This window comes from Flavobacterium frigidum, assembly GCF_048286795.2.
In genome coordinates this window covers 198155-217432 of sequence record NZ_JBLVPT020000001.1, presented here as the reverse complement: position 1 = coordinate 217432, position 19278 = coordinate 198155, and the positions used below count along the sequence as shown (strand labels likewise).

Genomic DNA, 19278 nt, shown 5'->3' with positions numbered 1-19278 from the left:
ACAATCATTAATTTTTTTGGTCCAATACAGATTGATATGTAGCTCGAACGTAGCTTATTATTTCAGTTTTATTTGGGACTAATTCACTTTAAATTCAAAATACAATGAACTCAATAAAAAAAATATTGATGGCAATGACATTATTGCTCTCAATCAACGTAGTAAGCGCGCAAATTAAAAACGCTAAAACAGAAACAGTAAAAATATACGGAAACTGTGGCATGTGCAAAACTAAAATAGAAACTGCTGGCACCCTTAAAAAAGTAGCAAAAGTAGAATGGAATCAAGACACTAATATGGCAGTTCTTACTTATGATGCATCTAAGACAAGCCAAGACGAAATTCTGAAACGCATTGCTTTAGTTGGTTATGACAGTGATAAATTTCTTGCCCCAGATGCTACATATGATGCTTTGCACGAATGTTGCCAATATGAAAGAGTAGCTAAAGTAGCTATGCCAACAGAAATTAAAATGGAATCAGTGACTACGGAAAATCATTCCAATCACGCTGATAATTCAGGTACTAAGCAACAACAGGACACACAACTAAAAGTTGTTTTTGATACTTATTTTGCGTTGAAAGATGCGTTGGTAAAAACAGACGGAAACGCGGTTGCTGCAGAAGCAAAAGAAATGAAAATAGCTTTGAGTGCAGTAAAAATGGAAACTCTTGCTATGGATGTGCATATGGTTTGGATGAAGGAAATGAGTGGTTTAATGACTTCTGCCGGAGCTATTGCTGCAATGCAAGACATTAAACTTCAAAGAGAAATTTTCATTCCTTTCTCAAAATCAATTTACGAATTGCTAAAAGTAGCTAAATATGAAATGCCTGTTTACGTACAGTTTTGTCCAATGGCAAATGGAGGTGAAGGTGCTAATTGGTTAAGCAAAGAAAATGCTGTAAAGAATCCTTTTTATGGTTCTAAAATGCTGACTTGCGGGAAAGTAGTAGAAACGATTCAATAATTTTTTACAGCAATAATATGAAAAAAGTAATCGCCTGTTGTATACTGTTGCTCACTATTTCAGTTGCAAACGCACAATTAAAACTAGGCGATAGCCTGCCTGATTTTAAACTTTTCAACAATAATGAAGTTGCCGTAGAGGTAGCTTCGCTTAAAGGTAAAATAGTTTTAGTTGACTTTTGGGCTTCCTGGTGTGGGCCTTGCAGAGTGGCTAATAAAAAATTAGTTCCTTTTTACAACCAAAATAAAAGTGGCAATTTCGAAATTATAGGAATCTCTCTAGATAGTGATACTACTAAATGGAAAAATGCTATCGAAAAAGACAAGCTTCCTTACACGCAACTAATAGATCCTAATGGATTTGATGCAAAAACGGCGCTTCTCTTTGGAATTGAGCAATTGCCGAGTTCTTATTTATTTGACGAATCCGGAAAATTGGTCGCTATCAATCCAACACTTGAAGAAATTTCAATCCAATTAAAAAAATAGAATCATGAAAAATATACCGTTAAAATTTGTCTTAGTTGCTTGTTTAGTTTTAATCACAAGTATGAAATCGTTTGCTCAAATCTCAAAAGCTGAGATCATTGCAACGGGTTTAACCTGTTCTATGTGTTCCAATGCGATAAACAAGCAGTTAAAAACATTGCCCGAAGTAGTTACTGTAGAAACCGATTTAAATACCAATACGTTCATTGTAACACTTAAGGAAGGTAATGATTTGAGTCCAAAAGTATTTAAGGAAAAAGTGGAAAAAGCAGGTTTTTTTGTCGGCTCTTTAGTGGTCACTTCAAAGCCCGAAACCATAACTAAAAGCGCGTATATCTTGTTTAATGACAAACTAAGTAATGCGAGTGAAATACAATTTAAAATACTTGACAAAGGATTTGTAACTGAAAAGGAGTTTAAAAAATTATCTAAAACCTATAAAAATGTCGAAACCTACGCTTTAAACAATGAAGATGATTTTCACATTAAATTGATAAACTAATGAGAAATGTAATTTTATTTTTTGTAGCAATCAGTTGTCAAACTATTTTTAGTCAAGAATTATTTGTAGTAACTGATCCTGCAAGTAATGTCCCATCTAATTCACTTGCTTTAAACGTTATGCAATCAGCATTTAAAGAGCAAATTAAAACAGGTTACAATTACCATTTAATGCCTGAGATAACTTATGGGATAAATAAGAATTTGATGGTAAGAGGTTCCGCTTTTATAAGTACTAGAACTAATGCCTTATATGCTGAAGGAGCTGGTGTAATGGCAAAATATCGGTTTTATTCTGAAGATGATTTGAATAGTCATTTCCGCATGGCAGCATACGGAAGATATAGTTTTAATCGTGCTGATATCCATCAAGAACAAATTGAAATCTTGGGGCATAATACAGGTTTTGAAACAGGTATAATTGCAACAAAATTATTAAAAAAAGTAGCTATTAGTTCCTCTTTAAGTTTTGAGAAAGCACTAGACAATAAACCAAATTATCCTTTTCCAGATGAACTGGGAGATAATGCTACAAACTATTCGCTGTCATTTGGTAAACTAATGTATCCTAAAAAATACACGAGTTTCAAGCAAACTAATATCAATCTAATGTTAGAATTTGTAGGGCAAACCATAAACGAAAATGGAAAATCGTATTTGGATGTTGTCCCAGCGATACAATTTATTTTTAATAGTCAGGCGCGATTGGATTTAGCGTACCGTAAAGAACTAATTAGTTCAATGCTGCGTTCTGCACCGAACGGACTGTACTTCAATTTGTATTACACGTTCTTTACCTTAAAAAAACAAAACAATTAATTTTTTAAAACTAGCAATCATGAAAACTCTATTTATAACAGCTTTACTAGCTATCACAGTAGCTTCTTGCAATCAGAAGGTTAAAGAAGTCGAAACTGCAGAAACGACAGCAACTGCCAACGAATTATATGCTTGTTCTATGCATCCTGAAGTTACTGGCAAAAAAGGGTCAGAATGTCCGGAATGTGGTATGGAACTAACCGAGAAAGTGGCGCAAGGTACAGCAACGGAAAAAGAGGACGCCAATAACGCCGATGTAGAAACAAAAAATGCAGTGTCAAACACTACAACAGTTGCGGCAACTTCGTTTACAATTAATGAAATTGTAAGCAGTTATATAAAGCTTAAAAATGCACTTGTAAAAGATGATTCAAAAGGAGCTGCAAACGCAGGGAAAGGTTTATATGCGATACTAAATAGTACAGATACAAAATCACTAGATGCGAAATTAAAAAAGGAATATGTTGCTATTGCCGATGATGCGAAGGAGCATGCAGAACATATTGGTGACAATTCGGGTAAAATTGAGCATCAAAGAGAACATTTTGCCATGTTGAGCAAAGACATTAGCGATTTTGTACAAACTTTTGGAACTACGCAAAAATTATATCAGGATTATTGCCCAATGTATGATGAAGGGAAAAGTGGCTACTGGATAAGTGAAACTAAGGAAATCAAAAATCCATACTTTGGCTCCCAAATGCTTGCTTGTGGATCTGTACGAAAAACATTTTAAATGAAAATTAGTGTCAAAAAAATATTCGTTTTAGGTTTGATTATTTTTTTGCTGATACAATTTTATCAACCTGCTCGCAATTTAGATTACGGTCAGGTTTTGCCAACGCATTTCAATAAAATCTACGCCGTTCCATCAGATGTAGAAAGTATTTTACGAACCTCTTGTTATGATTGTCACAGTAATAATACAGAATATCCGTGGTACTCCTACATTCAACCCGTGAGAATCATTTTGGATAATCATATTAAGGAAGGAAAAGAAAACTTGAATTTCAGTACGTTTGGCGATTATTCTCAACGTAAGCAGGGAAACAAATTAGAACGTATTGTTAAGCAAATCAAATCGGATGAAATGCCATTAGCGACTTACACTAGGATGCATAAAAATGCCATACTACCGCAAGAGAATAAAAGGCTATTGATTACCTGGATGGAAAACACAAGAGACAGTATGTCAACGGGCTTTTAAAAAATAAAACAGCTTTTGTATAAAAATGTCATATAGAAACTTATTTCTTTTTTTGGAGGAGAAATAGATAAAATTAAACCTTTTTAGTTGCTCATTTACAGTAAATTATACAATTTAAACCAATAAAAACACAACTGATCTAATGCTGCTTTTTTGTACTATTACTATGCAGAAATTCATCTGCAATTAATACACTTTAATCATGAAAAAAATATTTTTTTTTACCCTAATGGCGGCTTTTGTATTGATCTCTTGTAACCAAAAAAATAATGAGAATTCAACAAATGATACTCCGATGATGAATGATAACTCCACTATGATGAACTCTGACTCTACGATGATGGGCAATGATTCAACTATGATGGGTAATGACGCAAAAATGATGAAAAATACAACAATGTATGCTTGTCCCATGCATCCTGAAGTTCAAGGCAAACTGAATGATAAATGTCCTAAATGTGGCATGAAATTAACAGAGCCTGTTCCAGAAACCGCTGTAAAAAGCAATAACTAAAATAAGGATTTACCTTGTTATCTATAATCAACCTTGCTTTGTATATCGCGGTAAGGTTGATTAAAAACATACTAAAATGAAGCATACCTACACTATTACTGGAATGACTTGTAATGGCTGTCGTTCATCAGTTGAAAAAGCATTAAATTCTATTGAAGGGATTGAAGCAGTGGTTTCTCTAGATCCACCAATTGCTACTTTACTAATGAAAGATCATATACCATTAGCTCAATTACAAGAAACGCTTTCTAAAGCTGGCAAGTACACCATTTCTATGGAATCTCCTGCAGATACTATCTCAGAAACATCAAATGAACTTCCAGTAAAATCTTGTTGCAGTTCGAATAAACCACAAGAGAAACCAACAGTAATTTTACCCGATAATGCGCCCGGAAAATACTATTGTCCGATGCATTGCGAGGGAGAAAAGGTTTATGATAAACCGGGAGATTGCCCCGTTTGCGGTATGGATTTGGTCAAAGAAGCGGCGTTACCTAACAGTAAAACGGTATACACTTGTCCTATGCATCCTGAAGTTGTACAAGAAGGTCCTGGTTCTTGTCCTATATGCGGAATGGATTTAGTGCCAATGGAACCAACCGAAAGTGAAGAAAATAAGGTATATAATGACTTGGTGCGTAAAATGAAAATCGCAGTAGTTTTTACGGTTCCGGTGTTCATAATTGCTATGTCAGATATGATTCCTAATAATCCATTAATGAAAATAATGGACGCTTCAAAATGGAATTGGGTACAGTTAATTTTATCGCTTCCAGTAGTTTTTTATGCGTGTTGGATGTTTTTCATTCGGGCTTATAAATCTATTATTACTTGGAATCTCAATATGTTTACCCTTATCGGAATTGGTACGGGAGTGGCATTTTTATTTAGTTTAGTTGGGATGTTTTTTCCTGATGTTTTTCCCGATGAATTCAAAACTCATAACGGAACGGTTTCACTCTATTTTGAAGCAACAACGGTGATATTAACGTTAGTTTTATTAGGACAACTTTTAGAAGCCAGAGCACACAGTCAAACTAGTGGAGCGATAAAAGAATTGTTGAAATTAGCACCAACCGAAGCCACTTTGGTCCTCGACGGAGCTGATAAAGTAATTTCGATTCATGATATCAAAAAGGGAGATCTACTACGTGTCAAACCCGGAGATAAAATTCCTGTGGATGGGAAAATTACCGATGGAGAAAGTACGATAGATGAATCGATGATTTCGGGAGAACCTATTCCTGTTGATAAAAAAAGCGATGATCCCGTAATAGCGGGAACCATAAACGGGAATAAGTCCTTTGTTATGATTGCCGAAAAAGTAGGTTCAGAAACTTTGCTTTCGCAAATCGTTAAGATGGTAAATGATGCGAGTCGTTCCAGAGCGCCCATTCAAAAGCTAGCGGATAGTATTGCTAAATATTTTGTGCCAATTGTAGTTATAGTTTCTGTAGTAACCTTTTTTGTTTGGGCACAATTTGGACCGGAACCTGCTATGGTTTATGGATTTATTAATGCCATTGCGGTATTGATAATTGCGTGTCCTTGTGCTTTGGGATTGGCTACACCCATGTCGGTTATGGTTGGTGTTGGGAAAGGAGCACAATCTGGAGTTTTGATAAAAAACGCAGAAGCACTTGAAAATATGAACAAAGTAAATGTTCTGATTACCGATAAAACAGGAACTATCACCGAAGGAAAACCTTCTGTAGAGAAAGTATTCGCTACTAATAATGACGAAGATTCTTTATTGCAAAGCATTGCTTCTTTAAATCAGTACAGCGAACATCCTTTGGCGCAAGCCGTAGTCAATTTTGCGAAAGCGAAAAAAGTTTCCTTAATCGATGTCAAGGACTTTGAAGCTATTTCAGGGAAAGGAGTCGTTGGAACGGTAACCAATAAAAAAGTGGCTCTTGGAAATAAAAAATTGATGGAGCAAGTGGGTGCAAAGGTTTCGGATGAATTAGAAAATCAAATTATAGCCGAACAAAAACTCGGAAAAACGGTTTCTTATATTTCAGTTGACGGAATTGCCGTTGGGTTTGTGTCTATTACAGATGCCATAAAAGCAACAAGTGTCGAAGCCATAAAAGAATTAATACGTCAAGGTGTTGAGGTAATCATGTTGACAGGCGACAATGAAAATACGGCAAAAGCGGTCGCTCAAGAACTGCATTTGAGTTCCTATAAAGCGGGATGTTTGCCAGAAGACAAATTAAAAGAAATAAAAAGATTGCAAGCCGAAGGGAAAATTGTAGCCATGGCAGGCGACGGAATCAATGATGCTCCAGCTTTGGCGCAAGCCGATGTAGGAATTGCGATGGGAACCGGAACAGATGTGGCCATTGAAAGTGCGAAAATCACGTTAGTGAAAGGCGATTTGCAAGGGATTGTAAAAGCTAAGAATTTGAGTCATGCAGTAATGCGTAATATCAAACAGAATTTATTTTTTGCCTTTTTCTATAATGTGTTGGGAATTCCCATTGCCGCTGGCGTTTTGTATCCTTTTTTTGGTGTCTTGCTTTCGCCAATGATTGCAGCTTTGGCAATGTCATTTAGTTCTGTTTCTGTAATTGCAAATGCGCTTCGATTACGTAGTTTAAAACTTTAAAATAATTAATAACAATAATACCATATGAGACAATTACTTTTAATAGGCCTTTTATTTTTTAATATAGCGGCTCTTTCTGCTCAGGAAAAAGTTCAAATAAAATTAACTTCTACAAGTCCATCTGCTTCATTGCAACAGGAATTGGGAAGTGCAACAATCAAAATTGCTTATAGTAGACCTTTGGCTCGCAGCCGAAAAATATTTGGAGAATTAGTGCCATTTGATAAACTTTGGCGAACTGGTGCAAGTGATTGTACCACACTAACCACTGATGAAGATATTGTTTTTGGGGATACTACATTAAAAGCGGGTAGTTATTCCTTGTTTACCATTCCTTCAAGTACGGAGTGGATTATCATTGTTAATTCAGATACTACTTTGCACGGTGAAAATGGTTACGATGAAAAAAAGGATATTTTTCGTTTTAAAGTGCCTGTAGATCATATTCAAAATTTTTATGAAACTTTTACAATCGAAATAAACGACATCAATAGCAAAGGAGAAGGTTTCTTGAAAATACTTTGGGAGAATACGATGGTTAAGATTTCTTTGAAAAGTAAAGCCGATGCGGATACTATGGCATTAATTGACACCTACTTAATTCAGAAAAAAAGTCAGGATCATAAATTATTATTTCAGGCCGCAAACTATTATTCGATAACGAATAGAGATGCCCCTCAAGCAAAAACATGGCTTTTAGAGGCAGAGAAATTGGATCCAGAGAATTTTTATTATCCAAATTTGAGACAAAAATTAGCTGCAGATCTAAAAGATTATCCAATGGCGATTGAAGCTTCTAAAAAGGCTATAGCAATCACAGTACTTAAAAAAATGAAAGGTGCTGAAAAATTGAAAGCGAAAATTGATGAATGGGAATTAATTCTAAAAAACAACAAATAAAATTAGAATTCCTCTTCTAGCTTCTTAAAGTCAGCACTATCAATAATTAATTTGGGATGTTAAATTGTGTAATGACCTATAATTAGTAGTGAAGAAGAGAAAAGTATCAAATAGCTTTTTAAAATAAATAATGCGATAGGTCACGCAGAGATTCTAATTTGGATGGCTAAACGGATTGATATAATGTATTCGATATTAAAAAAAATAATGAAATGAAAAATTTACTTTTAATTTTTGTCTTCGCCATGTTCCCAACTTTGCTCACTGCTCAGAATATGAAAGGTATGGATCACGCCAAAAAAGAGACGCAATCTGCTACTTATACTTGCGTGATGCATCCTGAAATCCATGTCAGTAAACCCGGAAAATGTCCCAAGTGCGGTATGGATTTAGTCAAGGAAAAAGCAAAACCTACTAGAAAAACCGTAGTGCAAAAACAAGCTCCAAAAGCAGTCGTTAAGAAAACAGGGACAGCGCAGACAAATGGTGTTGAGGTCGCGAAAGAAACTGAAAATTTGCATAAAAATCATAATCCTGTTGCGGTAGAGAATAAAACACCCACAGTAGCACCTACTACTTTACGCCTTAAAAGTGTTCCTCCAAGAACCGTTCGCTATGATCTTTATGTTCGAGATACGATTGTCACGTTTGGGGATAAACCCAAAAGAGCTATTGCTGTAAACGGACAAATTCCGATGCCAACGCTCACCTTTACCGAAGGCGATGTTGCCGAAATTTATGTACACAACGAATTAAATGAAGATACGTCGCTGCACTGGCACGGCTTGTTTTTGCCTAATAAAGAAGATGGTGTTCCAAATCTTACTCAAATGCCCATCAAGCCGGGTACCACACATAAATATACCTTTCCAATTATTCAGCACGGAACCCACTGGTACCATAGTCACACAGGATTACAGGAGCAAATTGGGATGTATGGTTCTTTCATTATGAATAAGAGAAACGAGGATCCAACTTTCAGAAAAGGAATCGATGATTTGCCAACCATTCCTATTATTCTCAGTGAATGGACCGATATGAAACCAGAAAATGTGCATCGAATGCTACACAATGCTACCGATTGGTTTGCCATTCAAAAAGGAACTACGCAAAGTTATGCCGAAGCTATTAGAGCGGGACATTTTAAGACAAAAGTCACTAACGAATGGAAACGTATGACCGCTATGGATGTAAGTGATATTTACTATAATAAATTCCTAATCAACGGAAAAAATGAAAGTCAAATAGAAGGATTTTCTGCACCTCCTTTATCCGTAGATGATTTTGGGGCACGTAAGTTTAAGGCTGGTGATAAAGTACGATTGAAGATTTCTAATGGTGGGGCTTCTACTTATTTTTGGTTGCGATATGCTGGCGGAAAAATTACCGTCGTAGCTAGTGATGGAAATGATGTGGAACCGGTTGAAGTAGATCGATTACTAGTTGCAGTTTCTGAAACGTATGATGTTGTTGTCACTATTCCTGCTGAGAAAACCGCCTATGAGTTTTTAGCAACTTCAGAGGATCGTACTAAATCGGCCTCGATATATTTAGGCGATGGTATCAAGCAACTCATTGAACCTATGCCTAAGTTAAAGTATTTTGAAGGCATGAAAATGATGAATGGAATGATGAAAATGAATGGCGATTTAGATGATATGGGCATGCAAATGTCGCTGAACCAAATGGATATGAATGTGGTGATGTATCCTGAAATTACTGGAGCTTTACCGAAGGAAGGAAGCATTAAAAGTAAATCTGGGATGGATCATTCTAAACACAACATGGGCAAAATGAAAATGGAGTCCACGCCAAAACCTGTTGCTCAAATGGATCATGCTGCGCATAAAAAGGGAGATATGAAAATGGATGATTCTGCTGCAAAAATGGACAACATGAAAATGACCGAAGCCGATTATGACAGTAACGCACTTTCAGATATAACCACCTTGAATTATGCGATGCTGAAATCGCCAACTAAAACAACGTTACCGAAAGACGCACCAGTAAAAGAATTGCGTTTTGAATTATCCGGAAACATGAATCGCTATGTTTGGAGTTTGGACAATAAAGTAGTTTCTGAAGCGGATAAAATTTTAATTAAAAAAGGAGAGAATGTTCGAATTGTACTCTTCAACGGTTCGATGATGCGCCATCCCATGCACTTGCATGGACACGATTTTAGAGTGTTGAACGGTCAAGAAGAATACGCACCACTGAAAAACATCATCGACATTATGCCAATGGAAACCGATACCATTGAATTTAATGCGAATGTAAAAGGTGATTGGTTTTTTCATTGTCACATTCTTTATCACATGATGGCGGGAATGGGTCGGGTTTTTAGTTATGAAAATCAAGAACCCAATCCTTTGATTCCAAATCCAAAATTAGCCCAGCGTAAATTGTTTGCTGAAGATCGTAAATTTCATTTTATGGGCGAAAATGATTTTGCAACCAACGGTAATGATGGAATGGTAATGTTTAGCAACACACGTTGGAGTATCGGTACTGAATGGCGTTTGGGATATACCAATCATCACGGGTATGAAACCGAAACGCATATTGGGAGATACATTGGGAAAATGCAATGGTTAATGCCGTTTATTGGTTTTGATTGGAGGTACCGAAAAATGGAAATGGGAGAAATAGAAGAGAATCTTTTTGGTCAAAGCAGTACAAAGGATAAGCGAGCCGTTTTTAGTGCCGGTGTAGAATATACGTTGCCAATGCTTATCAAAGCGCAAGCCGAAGTGTACACCGACGGGAATTTCAGATTGCAATTCGAACGTATGGATATTCCGGTTTCCAAAAGATTGCGCATGAATTTGATGTGGAATACCGATAAAGAATACATGGCTGGATTGCGTTATATTTTAACTAAAAATTTCGGGATTACAACGCATTATGACAGTGATATGGGATTAGGTTTTGGGCTGAATGTGAATTATTAAATTCACAGAGTGAAATGTTTATCTATTGACTCACTGATTCGGAGTAAATTATAAACTGACCTCTGTGGAGTCATGAAGAAAGCCTATAACCTTTAAAATAGAAAATTATGTTAAATAAAGAAAATGGAGAAATGCACATGGCATCCTACATGTATATGGGGATTCATGTTTTTTGGTGGTTTTCAATAATAGTTTTAGGACTGTTAGTATTAGCAGCCGCTCATAGGTATAGAAAAAGAAAATGATTTTGGGCAGGACTCCTTAATTGATTTGAAAAAAAAATCAAAAAAAAAATAGCCCTATTATTTGGTTAAAAGTGTTGAAGTTGTAACTGGAAAAATCATCCTAAAATTTTGTTATGTGTCTTACTGCTGTAAAACAGTAAGACACAATCAAATTAATCTTTTTTATGTTGTTCCGTGTGATTTTGATTTCCGTTAATAGTATGGTCTCCCACGTTCATTCCGTTTGACATTCCGATCATAAAGGCAGTAATGATTAGCATGATTTTTCTTTTTGCCCAATGAATAGGGCGTTTAGATTCCTCCAAACGGGTTTTAGTTTTGTGTTTATACATTTTGTAAATGATAAATGATTAGACATTTGGTATCATCTTTATGCATGGAATTGCATAAATGCGTAGAAATAAATTTCTAGGCTTTGTATAAATTTTTAGAGGAATTTCGGGAAGTAATCATCTCATTTATAAAGATGTGTTGTGCTGTAAATGAACTTACTTTTTGATAAAGCAGCGTTTGTAATTTTAGAAGCGCCTTAATTTGAAAACAATAAATATCTTTAAACTTCAGGAAAGCTAACTGAAATAAGAATGTGGTTTTTTCAGAAGAATTGATCTGATTGAATGCGTATAACTTCGAACCCTTATAGTTTAATTCACTTTTTAGGACTGCATTCGAGAATTGATAATACGCTGCTGAATTTGATGAAGAATTTAAAGTACCATCATTCACCATCAGACCAAAGGCCAGAAAGAGCGAAATGAGATATTTTAAATGCTTACTCAATCTATTTAATTTGAATTATAATTTCAAAAATACAAAAGGAACTGTGAATTAAGGACTTTTTTTATTCTTTTTGTTCACAAGCGGCACCTTCGCATGAAACTTTAGCTTTATTCTTTAAAAAATGAGCCTATTTAAAAAAAAACTTGATATTGGTAACAGTTAGTCTTGAGTGGATTACAAATATCAAATATAATTTGGGCTGTTTTTTTTTGAAGTTTTGTTTGTTTGGCTTGGTACGTTTTGTAAATAATTCTATTTTTGTACCCGAAATAAAAAAGGAGGCCCGTTCGTCTATCGGTTAGGACGCATGGTTTTCATCCATGTAAGAGCGGTTCGATTCCGCTACGGGCTACAATTACAATAATATAATTCTGTTTTTAGAGCTTATTGTTGTAGAAATTCACTTAATAACTAAGCCCTGAAAAGTCATATTTTTCAGGGCTTTTTTGTACCTGATTTTTGGAAATTGAGTTTTTTTCTTCGGTATAATCAATTTTGTCTAATCGAGTAGAGCCGAGATTTTTAATAACCGATTTTGAAATATTACTTAAACTTTTTTACAAACAGTATGTAAATTTGAAAAATATCAAAAATTACTACTTAAAAAAATCCAATCGTTTATCTTGTATCGAATCTATTCGGAGCATTTTATAATCCAAAATATAGTTTTGATACACGCGCCAAGGTGCTTTGTTTCCTTGACTCGGTAATGTTTTAGCCGCTCTCAGTATATAGCCAGAGTTGAGGTTCAATAGCGGTACTGGCTGCAAATTAGTCTCCACAACTTTAGCTTGCACTGCTTTATATTGGTGTTTTTCTAGATAAAATAACATGCGTGAAATGTATTCGCTTGTTAAATCACTTTTCAATGTCCAAGAGGCATTAGTATACCCTACAAAAATAAAAAAGTTTGGTAAATTACTGATCATTAAGCCTTTGTAAACAAAGGAACTGGCTAAGTCAAAAGGTTTCGAATCTAATTGAATAGTAACGCCTCCAAAAGGAATTAAATCTAATCCAGTCGCGGTAATAATAATATCTGCCGCAAGAGTTTTGCCAGATTCTAATACAATACCATTTGCACTAAATCGCTCAATATGATCGGTCACGACCGTTGCTTTGCCTTTACGGATGGCTCTAAAAAAATCGCCATTTGGGGCTATACAAAAACGTTGTTCCCAAGGATTATAATTCGGAACAAAATGAGGATCTACCGGAAAGTCGCCTAATCCTTTTTTGGCTCCTTTGATAATAAAATTTTTCATTGCCTCAGGAAAGAACTTGCAGAGGTTAAAAAAGACTATAGCATAAAAAATATTTTTATACCGAATCAATCGATAGGCTAGTTTTTTGCTGAAAATTCGTTTGATTCGTGCAGCAATTTTATCATGGTTCGGTAAAGCGGCAATGTAGGTAGGCGAGCGTTGTAACATAACTACTTGCGCACCTTGATTAGCAAGTTCTGGCAAAATAGTAACTGCAGTTGCGCCACTACCTATGATTACTACGTTTTTATTGTTAACAGCCAGTTCTTTTGGCCAGTGTTGCGGATGTATTATTTCACCTTCAAACTGCGATTGATTTTTAAATGTGGGCGTATACCCTTTATCATAATTGTAATACCCACTACAACTGAAAATAAAATTACAGGTAAATATATTTTCTTTGGCTGTAGCCAAATTTAAAGTAGTGATGGTCCAAATTTTTTCTTTCGAATCAAAATTATAGGAAAGCGCCTTTTGTTCATAAATGATGCGGTCTTTAACGTGATATTCGTCTGCTGCTTCATTGATGTATTTTAAAATAGAAGGACCATCAGCAAATGATTTTTGGTCTTCCCACGTTTTAAAGGAATAACCAAAGGTGTACATATCTGAATCTGATCGGATTCCAGGATATTGAAACAAGCTCCACGTACCACCCAATTCGGCTCTTGCTTCTAGAATAACATAACTTTTAGAAGGATTTTTACGGGACAAATGACAGGCAGCTCCAATTCCCGAAAGACCAGCGCCAATTATGATAATATCAATATGCGTGTTGTGCATGATAAGTTTTAGTATTTGATTTGGTGCAAAATACAAAATAGATTCAACAAACTAATAGTACATTTAAATTGAAAATATAGTACTACGCTTGTGCGCATTAGTCTAACAATTGCATTTGCTTGAGGTAGTCAAAAATCAATTGATCTACTGCTGAAATTTTATCTCTGTCGGCATAATTTAGCCAATGTAGTGATTCAATTTCAAAACTTGCCTGAAGCGTTCCCTCATAAGTTGCCGCATAGCAGGTCATTTTTACTAGCACTCCTTCAGGATGACCGTGTGCTTGGGCTTCAAAAACACCCATGTACTGCAAGCTGTTTGGATCAAGTTGTACGGTCAGCTCTTCTTGAATTTCTCTTACAAGTGCTTGAGCATCTGTTTCATCGTTCTCCCGTTTTCCTCCTGGAATGTAAAATTTGTCTTTTCCAAAACTTTTTGTAGACAGTATTGATTTGTTCTGCAAGGCTATCCAGGCTAGTTTATCAATTGATTTCATGTAGAACAATTTTTAATAATTAAAATGTGATGTCTGTTTCTTGATATTTGGTTGCAGCTGTTGCTAAAAATCCAACAATATAGCGAACCTAGCTATTTTTTACAATATACGATCTTGTTTTTATGGCAGTATAATTCAACTTGTAATTTTGCATTCTGGATCCAATTATGGGTTTATTTACATACAGAACTTTAAAAATCAATGTTTTAATTGATTTTTTTTTAAAAATTTTTAACCAAGTTTAGAAAAAAATTTATACATTTGTTTAACCTTAAATCTAAAAAATTAAACAATATGAAACATCTTAAAGTAAAATTATTGCTATTGGTAATGGGGATTTCTCTATTTTTTGTTGCTTGTGACAATGGAGATGATGCTCCGGCTCCAACTGTAGTTAATTCCAAAGTCTATCAATTGGGCGCGGTAGGAACTTCTGGCGTAACAGGAACGGCTACCATTATTGAAAAAAGTGATGCAACACTAAGCGTAGAATTAGAATTAAAAAATACTGTTGCAGGAGCTTCACATCCAGCACACATTCATTTGAATACCGCTGCTGAAGGTGGTGATATTACACTTACATTAAGAGCAGTTGACGGTGCGACTGGAAAAAGTACTACAGTATTTAGTGCACTAGATAATGGCACAAAAATTACTTATCAAGAACTCCTTAATTTTGATGGGTATATTAATGTTCATTTAAGTGCAAGTAGCTTAGCCACACTTGTTGCACAAGGAGACATAGGACAGAATCAACTTACGGGAGTTTCTAAGGTATATCCTTTGGGAAGCGTTGCTGTTCCAGCAATTTCAGGAACTGCTACTTTCTTTAAAAGAGTAAACGGAGAAGCATTAGCAGTTGTACAATTGCAAAATACTACAAATGGTGCTTCACACCCAGGCCATATTCATGCCAATACAGCAGCTCAAGGTGGTGGAGTTGTGTTTTCTTTCAAACCAGTAACCGGTGGTACAGGATTAAGCGTTACAAACGTATCTAAACTAGATAACGGAACTGCTTTTGGTTACGACCAATTACTAACCTTTAACGGCTACATTAATTTTCATCAAAGTACTACTAATTTAGCTTCTCTTGTTGCTCAAGGCGATATTGGCCAAAATGAGTTAACAGGTAAAAAAGTAAGCTATGCATTAGCTCAAAAAGACGTTGCAGGAATTAGTGGTACTGTAGAATTTGCAGAGCGTGTAAACCTAACTACATTAGTAACCATTAAACTGATAGGAACAACGGCAGGTGCGAGTCATCCAGCGCACATACATGAAAGCAATGTAGCTATGGGTGGAAATATCATTGCGGGTTTGAATCCAGTAAATGGGACTACCGGAATTAGTAAAACACAAATAGCAACCTTAGTAGGTGGCGCAGCAGTAACGTACACGCAGTTCTTAACATTAGCTGCTTACGTAAATGCACACTTGAGCGACGCTAATATGGCGACTATTGTGGCACAAGGAAATATTGGTTCAAGTGTTGGAGGCGGTGCTGGAACGGTTGAAACAAAAACATACACGGTTACTAATAGCGGTTCTTCATCTTATATTTTTAATGGTGAAGGATTAACGAACGCCAGTAATCCAAATTTAACTTTAAGAAGAGGCGGTACGTATACTTTTAATGTGAATGTACCGGGACACCCTTTCTACATTAATACGGTTCAAGGTACGGGAACTGCCAATGCGTACAATTCAGGCGTTACGGGTAATGGAGCAGTAAGTGGAATGGTAAAAATCGTGGTGCCTTCAAACGCACCAAATACCTTATATTACAACTGTGAATTTCACGGTATGATGACGGGAACAATAACAATAACCAACTAGTTTTAAATTTGTAGTTTGTAAAAGGGGAGTGGTAAAACATTCCCCTTTTGCTTTTTATAAAACGTATTCGAATTCTTTTCCCTAACTGTCTATTTTTGTAAAATGTTCAATTTAAAGCAGATAGCGGCTTTTGATCAGCTAGAGCGAACTGCTTGTTACTTTGGCTGTAGCCAAAGTTCTAGTTCCTATAAAATCTAAAATTAGGATTAATGAAATTTATATGCAAAAGTAACGGAACACACGCAAAACCATCTAAATTTTACCACATAAAAAAAGAGGACACTACATCCTCTTGAAATTCTCTCTCAAAACTTAACGATAACTCCATAGGAGCTGATATTTGCTGGTTTCAGCTTGTCCGCTGCAGAGGATTCATCAGGAATTTCATTACTTTGTCGGTTCGCTATTGTTTGGATGTTTGTTCGTCGCAGCGAACATAACGAAGTCTAGCTGTTTAGAGGCTGTTTTTAATATTTAATCCAAAACGCTTCGGTTAAGTAAAAAACGGTATCTATGAAATATAAAACTTCATTTCTTGTCAAAACATTTTCATCATGTAAATCTTCTAAAATAATTCCGATTTCTCGATTGATATAATCATTGTTACGATTATTTTCAAAACCATTTAAAGTTAAAAATTCTTTGACTTGCTTCAAATCTGTTTTAGCAGTTATTGAAACATAAGATTGTTGAACAACCGCATATAAAATCTCATTATCTTTAGTAAAGCCAATCAAATCGTATGCTGTATCTGGAAAGAAATAATTGTGAAGCAATAAATTGTGTAAATAATCTTTCCAAGAATTGTAATAAATACTGTCATTCAACTTAAGTACATTTTCTGTATCTTTTAAATATACTTTTTGCTCTGCGCCTTCACTAACATATTGAGTTAAATCAATATCTATCCAAAGATTATTATCAGAAATATAGCTTTCTAATTTCTTTGTTTCTTGTTTTTTGATGTGCTTTTCGTCTTCAATGATTGTGCTTGTTTGCGCGCCATCGTTAAGGTAACTGGCGACTGATTGGATAGTTGTTCCATACCTAATTTGGCTCTTTCCTGAAAGGACATTGTGTAGTTCATGTTTCAAATGATTTTGCATCAACAAATATAAACAAACTTTTTAATTATTGAAAAGTCGTCGATCGTTACATCTTTCAAGATAACCGCGGTCGAAAGGTGTCTTGGCTGTAGCCAAAGTTCTAGTTCCTATAAAATCTAAAATTAGGACTAAGGAAATTTATATGCACAAGTAAAGGAACACACGCAAAACCATCTTGATTTTACCGCATAAAAAAGAGGACACTACGTCCTCTTAATATTCTTTCTCTAAACTTTACGAAAAGTATATAGTTCCTGCCAGTGAACGGTTCCGTTTAACTGGAGTTTCATTTTCTTAATTCGCCCGCAAGCAAAATACCCCTATTGGCGTTAGTTTTGTTATTTAAACACTTCTTTATACTCGTTAAAATAACTGAATTGAATTCTGCCTAAATCTTTCAAATTAATCGAAATTTTATCTTTTAGCTCTGAGTAGTTTTTATGATATGCTGCAGATATCTTTATTATTTTCTGATTGTCTTTTACTAAATATAAATATTCAAAATTTCCAGATTTAGAATTTACAATTGAAGTTTGAAAACCATCAAAATATTGAAAGTCATATTTTTCCTTAATTCCTAGGTAATTTTTCTTTTCGATTTGTTTATTTTCTATTGTAATTTCTATTATTTGAGTTCTGAATATGCCAAATTGAAGGTAGATCCAAGTAAACAAAAATAAAATAGACATATAAACATCAATCCATCTAATTTGTTCAATTCTCATTGGCAAATTTTCTGTTAAAATAACTATTGAAATAGTTGTTAAGGATATAATTAGAATAGGGATGCTTAATGCTCTAAATTTAAACTTTGATTTCAACATCTTTGGATTTATCTTTTTTGCAGTTATGGAAATTTACTGTCAACGTTCTGGTAATGAAGCGGGTTTGGGATTAAATTAAACTCTATTTGCGGATTTGCCACCCGAGCGAAAGCGAACAGGCGAAGCAAATTTTCCAAATACAAAACCAAATTCTCATTAGCCTTTTTCTAAATCAATGGTAAAAATTGTTAGCGGCTCGTTGTTTTTCTATTTAGTTTGTCGGCAGTAATTATTCTGTTAGTAAAGGAATTAATTGTCAGTCTAATATTTCTTTTGTTGTTTGTGATGTAAATATTTTTCCCTGTCTTTTGAAATTCTGTTTCATCAGTTTCGTTGATAATTGCAAAAATCATCTCTTTAATTTTGTTATTTGAGAGTTCTAGGTTTAGTTTATTATTTATTCTGCCATAAACAAGTTCTGTGTAGCAAATTTGATCTAAAATGTTTTTCTTATAGTTTTCCATTTCGGTTTCTTAGTATTTTGCAATTCATTCACTTTTCATTATTGAATATTTTATAGATTAATATTTTTCGTCTGCTTTTGTTAGAGCGCTGCTGAAGCGAGTGTCCCTTTCATAACTTTTTTACATGTTGATTTTCACGCTCTTGTTAATGGGCACGAGCGTGACGCTCGCGCAAGACAGCTGGAGCTGGTGTTTTTCTTAATTACTGCCCCAAAATATAAATAAGAAATTATTATCGAAAATTGCCGCTGCCAATAACGAAGCAACGAAAGCTATAAAAATTGACCAATGCGTTTGATTTTTGAAACACAACTTAATCATTTTAAAAAAGAGTTTTATGAAAATGCCGCCTACAAAAGTATATATGCCAATACAAATCATGTAGGAAATCAATATAAATGTTCCTAGTCCACTTTGACCTTCAGCATAACCATTTATGCTAAATATTAAAAAAGCAAAAAGGCTAATATTTTTTAACTTCATTTCCTAATTTTGAATAATGGATAAA

19 protein-coding genes and 1 tRNA gene are annotated in these 19278 nt (G+C 34.9%); 12 read left to right on the top strand and 8 right to left on the bottom strand.

Going from position 1 to position 19278, the window contains the following annotated elements:
- The first annotated feature begins 104 nt into the window (after window positions 1-104).
- From ACNQGB_RS01040 to ACNQGB_RS00995, 10 genes are all read left to right on the top strand, one after another.
- The gene (locus tag ACNQGB_RS01040; RefSeq protein ID WP_417944686.1) at window positions 105-971 is read left to right on the top strand and encodes a DUF3347 domain-containing protein; all 867 of its coding nucleotides are present in this window, start codon (window positions 105-107) and stop codon (window positions 969-971) included.
- A 17-nt stretch (window positions 972-988) separates the two neighbouring features.
- Window positions 989-1459: a TlpA family protein disulfide reductase gene (locus tag ACNQGB_RS01035; protein WP_417944684.1), complete on the top strand. Its 471-nt coding sequence runs from the start codon at window positions 989-991 to the stop codon at window positions 1457-1459.
- Between the two features lie 4 nt (window positions 1460-1463).
- On the top strand, window positions 1464-1961 hold the full coding sequence (locus ACNQGB_RS01030) for a heavy-metal-associated domain-containing protein (protein ID WP_417944682.1): 498 nt from the start codon (window positions 1464-1466) through the stop codon (window positions 1959-1961).
- Entirely contained in the window at window positions 1961-2779 is an 819-nt protein-coding gene (locus ACNQGB_RS01025; protein WP_417944680.1) for a hypothetical protein, read from the top strand. Before ACNQGB_RS01030 ends, ACNQGB_RS01025 begins: the two co-directional genes overlap by 1 nt.
- Window positions 2780-2798: 19 nt before the next feature.
- Window positions 2799-3515 carry a DUF3347 domain-containing protein gene (locus ACNQGB_RS01020; protein ID WP_417944678.1) on the top strand — a complete coding sequence of 239 codons (717 nt, stop codon included), beginning with the start codon at window positions 2799-2801 and terminating at the stop codon, window positions 3513-3515.
- Window positions 3516-3986 (top strand): heme-binding domain-containing protein, encoded by a 471-nt coding sequence (locus tag ACNQGB_RS01015; protein ID WP_417944676.1) that lies wholly within the window; start codon window positions 3516-3518, stop codon window positions 3984-3986.
- A 295-nt stretch (window positions 3987-4281) separates the two neighbouring features.
- Window positions 4282-4500 (top strand): heavy metal-binding domain-containing protein, encoded by a 219-nt coding sequence (locus ACNQGB_RS01010; protein WP_309760460.1) that lies wholly within the window; start codon window positions 4282-4284, stop codon window positions 4498-4500.
- 76 nt (window positions 4501-4576) lie between these two features.
- Window positions 4577-7114 (top strand): heavy metal translocating P-type ATPase, encoded by a 2538-nt coding sequence (locus tag ACNQGB_RS01005; protein ID WP_472777047.1) that lies wholly within the window; start codon window positions 4577-4579, stop codon window positions 7112-7114.
- 24 nt (window positions 7115-7138) lie between these two features.
- Complete coding sequence (locus ACNQGB_RS01000) at window positions 7139-8014, top strand: DUF2911 domain-containing protein (RefSeq protein WP_417947555.1); 876 nt, start codon at window positions 7139-7141, stop codon at window positions 8012-8014.
- 212 nt (window positions 8015-8226) lie between these two features.
- Window positions 8227-10968 carry a multicopper oxidase domain-containing protein gene (locus ACNQGB_RS00995; protein WP_472777046.1) on the top strand — a complete coding sequence of 914 codons (2742 nt, stop codon included), beginning with the start codon at window positions 8227-8229 and terminating at the stop codon, window positions 10966-10968.
- Window positions 10969-11365: 397 nt separating this feature from the next.
- On the opposite strand, the gene ACNQGB_RS00990 is transcribed toward ACNQGB_RS00995, so the two are convergent.
- On the bottom strand, window positions 11366-11545 hold the full coding sequence (locus ACNQGB_RS00990; RefSeq protein WP_417947310.1) for a hypothetical protein: 180 nt from the start codon (window positions 11543-11545) through the stop codon (window positions 11366-11368).
- 76 nt (window positions 11546-11621) lie between these two features.
- A complete protein-coding gene (locus ACNQGB_RS00985) occupies window positions 11622-11993 on the bottom strand; it encodes a hypothetical protein (RefSeq protein ID WP_417947312.1) in 372 nt (123 codons plus the stop codon).
- Between the two features lie 280 nt (window positions 11994-12273).
- Here ACNQGB_RS00985 and ACNQGB_RS00980 point away from each other — a divergent pair.
- Window positions 12274-12345, top strand: a tRNA-Glu gene (locus ACNQGB_RS00980).
- A gap of 244 nt (window positions 12346-12589) precedes the next feature.
- On the opposite strand, the gene ACNQGB_RS00975 is transcribed toward ACNQGB_RS00980, so the two are convergent.
- Window positions 12590-14041 (bottom strand): flavin-containing monooxygenase, encoded by a 1452-nt coding sequence (locus ACNQGB_RS00975; RefSeq protein WP_417947314.1) that lies wholly within the window; start codon window positions 14039-14041, stop codon window positions 12590-12592.
- Between the two features lie 97 nt (window positions 14042-14138).
- Entirely contained in the window at window positions 14139-14537 is a 399-nt protein-coding gene (locus ACNQGB_RS00970) for an NUDIX hydrolase (protein WP_417943475.1), read from the bottom strand.
- 294 nt (window positions 14538-14831) lie between these two features.
- On the opposite strand from ACNQGB_RS00970, the gene ACNQGB_RS00965 reads away from it, so the two are divergent.
- On the top strand, window positions 14832-16376 hold the full coding sequence (locus tag ACNQGB_RS00965) for a hypothetical protein (RefSeq protein WP_417943476.1): 1545 nt from the start codon (window positions 14832-14834) through the stop codon (window positions 16374-16376).
- Window positions 16377-16843: 467 nt separating this feature from the next.
- On the opposite strand, the gene ACNQGB_RS00960 is transcribed toward ACNQGB_RS00965, so the two are convergent.
- The 4 genes from ACNQGB_RS00960 to ACNQGB_RS00945 all read right to left on the bottom strand — a co-directional run bounded on the left by ACNQGB_RS00960 (window position 16844) and on the right by ACNQGB_RS00945 (window position 19253).
- Window positions 16844-17470 (bottom strand): putative polyvalent protein kinase domain-containing protein, encoded by a 627-nt coding sequence (locus tag ACNQGB_RS00960; protein ID WP_417943477.1) that lies wholly within the window; start codon window positions 17468-17470, stop codon window positions 16844-16846.
- A gap of 350 nt (window positions 17471-17820) precedes the next feature.
- Complete coding sequence (locus ACNQGB_RS00955) at window positions 17821-18207, bottom strand: hypothetical protein (protein WP_417943478.1); 387 nt, start codon at window positions 18205-18207, stop codon at window positions 17821-17823.
- Window positions 18208-18494: 287 nt separating this feature from the next.
- Window positions 18495-18770 (bottom strand): DUF3781 domain-containing protein, encoded by a 276-nt coding sequence (locus ACNQGB_RS00950; RefSeq protein ID WP_417943479.1) that lies wholly within the window; start codon window positions 18768-18770, stop codon window positions 18495-18497.
- A gap of 198 nt (window positions 18771-18968) precedes the next feature.
- Window positions 18969-19253, bottom strand: a complete 285-nt coding sequence (locus ACNQGB_RS00945) for a hypothetical protein (RefSeq protein ID WP_417943480.1) — start codon at window positions 19251-19253, stop codon at window positions 18969-18971.
- Window positions 19254-19278: the final 25 nt, after the last annotated feature.

Coding starts and splice junctions, on each gene's coding strand:
- ACNQGB_RS01020 (WP_417944678.1), top strand. CDS start 2,799: ATGAAAACTCTATTTATAACAGCTTTACTAGCTATCACAGTAGCTTCT.
- ACNQGB_RS01025 (WP_417944680.1), top strand. CDS start 1,961: ATGAGAAATGTAATTTTATTTTTTGTAGCAATCAGTTGTCAAACTATT.
- ACNQGB_RS00970 (WP_417943475.1), bottom strand. CDS start 14,537: ATGAAATCAATTGATAAACTAGCCTGGATAGCCTTGCAGAACAAATCA.
- ACNQGB_RS00945 (WP_417943480.1), bottom strand. CDS start 19,253: ATGAAGTTAAAAAATATTAGCCTTTTTGCTTTTTTAATATTTAGCATA.
- ACNQGB_RS00950 (WP_417943479.1), bottom strand. CDS start 18,770: ATGGAAAACTATAAGAAAAACATTTTAGATCAAATTTGCTACACAGAA.
- ACNQGB_RS01000 (WP_417947555.1), top strand. CDS start 7,139: ATGAGACAATTACTTTTAATAGGCCTTTTATTTTTTAATATAGCGGCT.
- ACNQGB_RS01015 (WP_417944676.1), top strand. CDS start 3,516: ATGAAAATTAGTGTCAAAAAAATATTCGTTTTAGGTTTGATTATTTTT.
- ACNQGB_RS00975 (WP_417947314.1), bottom strand. CDS start 14,041: ATGCACAACACGCATATTGATATTATCATAATTGGCGCTGGTCTTTCG.
- ACNQGB_RS01005 (WP_472777047.1), top strand. CDS start 4,577: ATGAAGCATACCTACACTATTACTGGAATGACTTGTAATGGCTGTCGT.
- ACNQGB_RS01035 (WP_417944684.1), top strand. CDS start 989: ATGAAAAAAGTAATCGCCTGTTGTATACTGTTGCTCACTATTTCAGTT.
- ACNQGB_RS01010 (WP_309760460.1), top strand. CDS start 4,282: ATGATGAATGATAACTCCACTATGATGAACTCTGACTCTACGATGATG.
- ACNQGB_RS01040 (WP_417944686.1), top strand. CDS start 105: ATGAACTCAATAAAAAAAATATTGATGGCAATGACATTATTGCTCTCA.
- ACNQGB_RS00990 (WP_417947310.1), bottom strand. CDS start 11,545: ATGTATAAACACAAAACTAAAACCCGTTTGGAGGAATCTAAACGCCCT.
- ACNQGB_RS00955 (WP_417943478.1), bottom strand. CDS start 18,207: ATGAGAATTGAACAAATTAGATGGATTGATGTTTATATGTCTATTTTA.
- ACNQGB_RS00965 (WP_417943476.1), top strand. CDS start 14,832: ATGAAACATCTTAAAGTAAAATTATTGCTATTGGTAATGGGGATTTCT.
- ACNQGB_RS01030 (WP_417944682.1), top strand. CDS start 1,464: ATGAAAAATATACCGTTAAAATTTGTCTTAGTTGCTTGTTTAGTTTTA.
- ACNQGB_RS00995 (WP_472777046.1), top strand. CDS start 8,227: ATGAAAAATTTACTTTTAATTTTTGTCTTCGCCATGTTCCCAACTTTG.